The sequence below is a fragment of the bacterium genome, assembly GCA_026398675.1.
GTDB lineage: Bacteria > RBG-13-66-14 > RBG-13-66-14 > RBG-13-66-14 > RBG-13-66-14 > RBG-13-66-14.
The window spans coordinates 1-5,604 of the sequence record JAPLSK010000384.1; the positions used below are offsets into that span (position 1 = coordinate 1).

The 5,604-nt window shown below is 67.3% G+C and carries 6 protein-coding genes; 4 read left to right on the plus strand and 2 right to left on the minus strand.

Annotation, left to right across the window (positions count from 1 at the left end):
- Window positions 1-7: 7 nt before the first annotated feature.
- Both NTW26_11485 and NTW26_11490 read right to left on the minus strand, forming a co-directional pair.
- The gene (locus NTW26_11485; GenBank protein ID MCX7022868.1) at window positions 8-652 is read right to left on the minus strand and encodes an ATP-binding cassette domain-containing protein; all 645 of its coding nucleotides are present in this window, start codon (window positions 650-652) and stop codon (window positions 8-10) included.
- Between the two features lie 285 nt (window positions 653-937).
- Window positions 938-2,113, minus strand: coding sequence for a glycosyltransferase (locus tag NTW26_11490; GenBank protein ID MCX7022869.1), 1,176 nt, complete (start codon window positions 2,111-2,113; stop codon window positions 938-940).
- Between the two features lie 193 nt (window positions 2,114-2,306).
- Between NTW26_11490 and NTW26_11495 the strand changes: the two genes are divergently transcribed.
- The 4 genes from NTW26_11495 to NTW26_11510 form a co-directional block, all read left to right on the plus strand.
- Entirely contained in the window at window positions 2,307-2,813 is a 507-nt protein-coding gene (locus NTW26_11495; protein ID MCX7022870.1) for a TlpA disulfide reductase family protein, read from the plus strand.
- Window positions 2,814-2,917: 104 nt separating this feature from the next.
- Window positions 2,918-4,522 (plus strand): DUF6029 family protein, encoded by a 1,605-nt coding sequence (locus NTW26_11500; protein ID MCX7022871.1) that lies wholly within the window; start codon window positions 2,918-2,920, stop codon window positions 4,520-4,522.
- Window positions 4,523-4,857: 335 nt separating this feature from the next.
- Window positions 4,858-5,241: a holo-ACP synthase gene (gene acpS, locus NTW26_11505; protein ID MCX7022872.1), complete on the plus strand. Its 384-nt coding sequence runs from the start codon at window positions 4,858-4,860 to the stop codon at window positions 5,239-5,241.
- Between the two features lie 31 nt (window positions 5,242-5,272).
- The coding region (locus NTW26_11510; GenBank protein MCX7022873.1) for an AMP-binding protein at window positions 5,273-5,604 on the plus strand (332 nt) is incomplete at its 3' end.

Sequence of the window (5,604 nt, forward strand, 5' to 3'; positions counted from 1 at the left end):
GGCGGGATTAAAGCTCCACCACCCTCTCCGCCGCGCCCTCCAAAAATCCCCTCCCCGGATCGGCCACGACCACCAGCCGCGCCGACGCCTCGCCGGCAATCCAGGAAATCAGCGGCTCCCTCTCGGAGGGCCCCAGACCGGCGAAGGGGTCGTCCAGGAGGAGGGCCGCCTGCTCCAGCGCCGCCCGCGCCCCCAGGGCCAGCGCCAGCCTCCGCCAGCGGTCCATGCCGGCCAGGGGCGCATCGTCGGCGATTTTTCCGACGAGCGTCTCGGCCCGCGCCAGCGCCGCCTCGCCCAGCTCCCCCGCCCGCTCGGCCAGGTGCCACAGCGCCGGGTTCTGGCCCAGGTAGAGGTTTTGGGCGAAGGCCCGCCGCCGCTTCCGACCCGACAGCCGCCAGGGCTCGATCCCGTCCACGATAATCCGTCCCGCGTCGGGCCGCAGGGCGCCGGATAAGAGAAGCAGGAGGCTCGACTTCCCGGCGCCCGGGCCGCCGGTTACCGGGACGAGCCCCCGGCGCGGCAGCTCCAGGTCCAGGCCCCGGAAAATCTCGACCCGTTTTTGGCGGACGAAGGGCCCGCCCAGGCCGATCGGTCGGCTCAGGCGGACGCCTTCCATGGCGATGTAAGCGGCGCTGGGGCTGGATTGGGGCATTTTTTAAAAACGTGCGTCCGGTAGATTTTAACAGAAGGCCGCCGGGGGTATGCGGACGCGGGCCGACCGGTCGGTCAACCCCCACGAGGTTCATTCCTAAATGTAGGGCGGGGATTTTAATCCCCGCCGCTTTCACGAACCAAACCTCGACCCTCACCCCAACCCTCTCCCTAAAAGGGAGAGGGGGGACGGCCGCCGACCCACGCCCCCGCATTTGCGATGACGTAGGGCGGGGATTCCCATCCCCGCCGCTTTTTTCAAAGGCGACCCTCGACCCGACCCGCGCTACGCCGAATAACCCGCCCGGCGCCGGACCAGGAGCTCCACCAGCGCCCGCAGCTTTTCCTGGTTGCGGCGCATGTCGAAGCGCCGCTCCACCGTCCGCCGGCCGGCCTCGGCCAGCCTCCCCGCCAGCGCCGGGTCGTCGAGGAGCCGTTCGAGGGCGTCGGCCAGGGCGACGGGGTCCCGAGGCGGCACCAGGAGCGCGTCCACGCCGTCGGTCGCTATTTCCGGTATCCCCCCGTTGTTCCCGCCCACCACGGGCCGCTCGAGCGCCATCGCCTCGATGACCGCCCGGCCGAAGGGCTCCAGGTCGCTGGGCACGGCGACGATGTCCGCCGCCCGGACGTAATCCCGCACGTCAGCGACGAAACCGGCGCGCACCACGGCCCCGCCGAGCCCCTCCCGCGCGATGATTGCCTCCAACTTCGACGCGAAGCCGGGGTAGGCGTCCTCCTGGGGCTCCCCGACCAGCAACAGGCGCACTTGTGTATGTCCGCGTCCGCGCAGGAGGGCCACCGATTCCAGGAGCGTGTCGGGGCACTTGAACGGGGCGAAGCGGCCGTAGTAGCCGATGGTGGGATGGCCGTTCAGCCCGAGGCGTTTTTTCAGCCCGGCGTCCGGGGGGCCCGGTCGGAATCTATCCAGCCGCACGCCGTTGAATATTTTGAAGAGCTTGTGCGGCCGCAGGAGCGCCCAGGGCACCGCCGCCCGCAGGACCGTTTCCGAGATGACCACGTAGGCGTCCGCCAGGGCGTAGGCCAGCCGGTCCGCGAGCCCCGCATCGCGGCACATGCGGATGTAGCCCAGCGCCGCGGTGGGCAGCCCCACGACGGCGAGCCCGGCCAGCAGCCGCCCGATGAAGGATTCGCCGTAGAGGAGCGCGGCCCGCTCCTTTTTGATAATCCGCCGCAGGCCCCGCACGGTTCTATAAAGGTCCCGCGCCAGGCGCCAGGGCCGCCGGAGACCGCGGACGTGGAGAATCCCCGGAGCCTCCAGCCGACGGCACTCCACCCCGCGGCCCTCGTAGAGCTTCCTGAACGCGGGATTCTCTTCGTTGTACACGACCACCGGCCGCCAGCCTGGGGGGAGCCCCTCGATGAAGCCCAGGAGGCTGTGGTGGCTGCCGCCGACGGCGGTGTAGGGGATGTAGAAAAGGGCGGTTCGCCGCGGACGGCCCATGTTTTCCCGCATAGAATAGGGCGGGATTATGCTATTCGCCGGAGCGGGTGGTGTCAAGGCGGCCTGCCGGAGTTGACACTGCCGCCCCTTTTGCCGATAATGGGCGGGACCGTGGGCTGGAAAAAATCGCCGGGTTCGGCTATCCTTTCCGAACCCTCGAAGAGGTCCCTTGCCAGTAAAAAAGGGGTGGAACATGCGGAAACTGCTTACTATCGCCGTGCTCCTCGCCCTGATCGCGGCCACCGCCGTCGGCGCCGAGGCCCTGCGCAAGGCCCCCCTCTTTCAGCTCGACGACGTGAACGGCGATGCGGTCAAGCTCTCGACCTACATCGGCGAAAAAGTGGTCGTCCTCGACTTCTGGGCCGTGGGCTGCGCCCCCTGCCTGGCCGTCATGCCCCACATGGAGAGCATATGGCAGACGTACGGGGACGATGGGCTCCAGGTCATCGGCATCTCCGAGGACCTTCCCCGCAACGTCTCCAGCGTGAAGGCCAAGGCGAAGGAGGTCGGGGTCACCTACACCATCGTTCTGGACAAGAACGCCGCGGCGCTCACCGCCTACCAGGGCGGCGACGCCGGCATCCCCTTCATCGTCGTCATAGACCTCGACGGCAACATCTACCAGACCTTCCGCCGCATCCAGCCCGGCGACGAGGACAAGATTGAGACGGCGATCCGCGAGGCGCTGGGGCTGGAGTAGGTCAACCCCTTACGGTTACACACCCGCGACCGGCCGCCGACGCGACCGGTCGTCCATTCTCGAAAAAGAAAACCGTGCGTCACCCCAGACAGGAGGCGGCAACCGTGCATATCCCGGCCATCCTTGCCACCCTCATCCTCGTCGTCCCCGCCCTGGCCCAGGAGCCGGAGGAGGGAGACGCCCCCGAGGGTGGGGAGCCGGAGGTCCCGCCGGTGGGCATCATCGGCCTGGACACCGACCCCGGCGTCTCGATCCAGGTGACCAATACCGCCGTGTACCGGCTGCACGACTACGCCCTAGTCAACGGCGGGATGGACAAGATTTACGGCCTGCAGAGCTTCGAGGACGACCTGACGGCCACCTTCGGGGTGGGGAATTTCTACCTGGCGGGTACGCTGCGGTTCTGGCAGCCGCGCTACGACAACTTCGCCGGGGAGCGGGTGTACGAGGCCGACCTGTTCAAGTGGTACGCGGGCTACCGGAGCGAGGAGGCGGAGGGTTACTACGGGACGATCTACACGACCTTCGGCCGCGGGTTGACCCTGCACCTCTACGACGACCCGGTTTTCGAGGACGTGGACAAGTTCATCCAGGGCTTCTACGGGCGGCTGGACCTGGGCTGGATTTCCGCCACGGCCCTGGCCGGACGGGGCTCGTACGACTCCGACCCCATCACCGTCCGGACCGACGACGTGCGCGGCTTCGAGATTTCCGTGAACCCCTTCCTGCCCTGGATCGAGGTGGGCGGGAGCGTCGTCTCCATGGACCAGCACCTGGGCGACGACTTCTTCACCGGGGAGGCCGTCCGCAAGCGGCTCTTCATGCCGGCGGCCCACCTCTCCGTCACCACGGACTACGCCGACCTCTACGCCGAGTACGCCCGGAGCGACGGTTACGAGTTCTCCGGCCTCGATTTCGTGCCCTACTCCGGCAGTGCCGTTTACGCCTCGGCGGTGGGCTACCTGGGGCGCAACTCCCTCCTCATCGAGTACAAGAACTACGACCACTTCTACAACCCGTGGAACGCGCCGCCCGAGGTGAGCTTCTCCGGCAAGCCGCTGGAATCCACCCACGTCGGGGTTGACGAGGAAGGATACCTGGCGCGGCTGACCGTATCCCCGTTCATGGGCCTTTCGGTCTCGGGCGGCTACTGCGACGCGTGGGATTCGGACCGTGAGCGGGAGCGGCCCGAGTACGGCGGCGAAGTCCGCTGGGACGCCTGGCCCTGGCACGTCGTCGGCGGGGTCTGGCTCCACGACGAGAGCTACGAGGTCGGCGACACCGGCACCGACGCCTACTACCTCTACGAGCGCGCCGAGCTCTGGCCCGACCTCGAGGCCTCCTACACCTTCGAAAACGGCCACTCCCTGGCACTGCACTTCCGCTTCGAGACCATTGACACCCACGAGGTGCCGGGGAGAGACCCGGAGACCGAGAGGAACGAAGAGAACCCGCAAGGGGCGCTGACCTACAACTGGCCGGAGTACTTCTCCGCCACGCTGTCGGCCCAGTATGCGATGGGTGACCCGCGGCTGAACGAGACGCGGAACTACTGGCTCGCGGGGGAGGTCACGGTACTCCTGGGCCCCGACCCCGACCTGACGTTCTACTACGGTAACCAGCGCGGGGGGCTGGTGTGCTCGGGGGGGGTGTGCCGGGAGGAACTGCCCTTCGACGGGCTGAAAATCACGTTGGAGAGCCGCATCTGAAGCCGGGCGGGGTGAGGGCTGCCTTGTAAAAAAAGACGGGCCGACCTGAAGGTCGGCCCCTACGTCATCGCAACGGGCGCGCGCCGGTGTGAGGGTTGCTGCAAACCCCCTCTCCCTTCTAGGGAGAGGGTGGGGGTGAGGGTCGGGGCAAAGAACGTGAAAGCGGCGGGGATGGGAATCCCCGCCCTACATTCAGGCGAATGGTGGTGGATGACCGACCGGGCGGGTGTGAACCCCCGCCCCTACCACCCCCCGACGTCGTCGCGGAAGGAACTGGACAAGGGGCGGCGCAGTCGGTAAGATAGTTCCCCGGCTACATTCCAACCCCGGATAAATTGATCAAAGGCATTGGCGTAGACCTGGTCGAGGTGGAGCGCTTCCGGCGCGGTCACGACGAGGGGGGCCTCGAGTTCACCGAGGAGGTCTTCACCCCGACCGAGGTGAAATACTGCCGCTCCCAGGCGCGGTACTGGGAGCACTTCGCCGCGCGATTCGCCGCCAAGGAGGCGGCCTTCAAGGCCCTCGGCGCCGGGCTGGCCCAGGGTCTGCGCTGGAGGATGGTCGAGGTGGTGCGCGACGAGTCGGGCGCGGTCTCACTCCTCTTCAGCGGGAAGGCCACCGAGCTGGTCCGGTCCCTGCGGATTATAAAAATTCACCTCACCCTGACCCACAACAGCCACTCCGCCGCCGCCGTGGTCGTGCTGGAGGGCAAGGATTGATACTTGAGTCGCCCCAAGGAGGGACACCTCGATGAGTAACATCGGCTCCTACGACGAGAGGCTGAAGAATTTTTCCTGGGACATCGCCAAGCGCGAGCTGGGCTGGACCGAGGGCGAGCCGTTGAACATCGGCGCCGTCTGCTCCGACCGGGTCTGCGACCGCGGCCTGGGCGATAAAACCGCCCTCGTGTGGGAGGGCTTCGGCGGCAAGCGGGCCTCCTACACCTTCGCGGACCTGCGGGCCCACTCCAACGCCTTCGCCAAATTCCTCTCCGACCAGGGCCTCGCGCCCGGCGACCGCATCTGCATCTTCATGGACAAGATTCCGAGCCTCTACTTCTCCTTCCTGGGGATTTTGAAAAT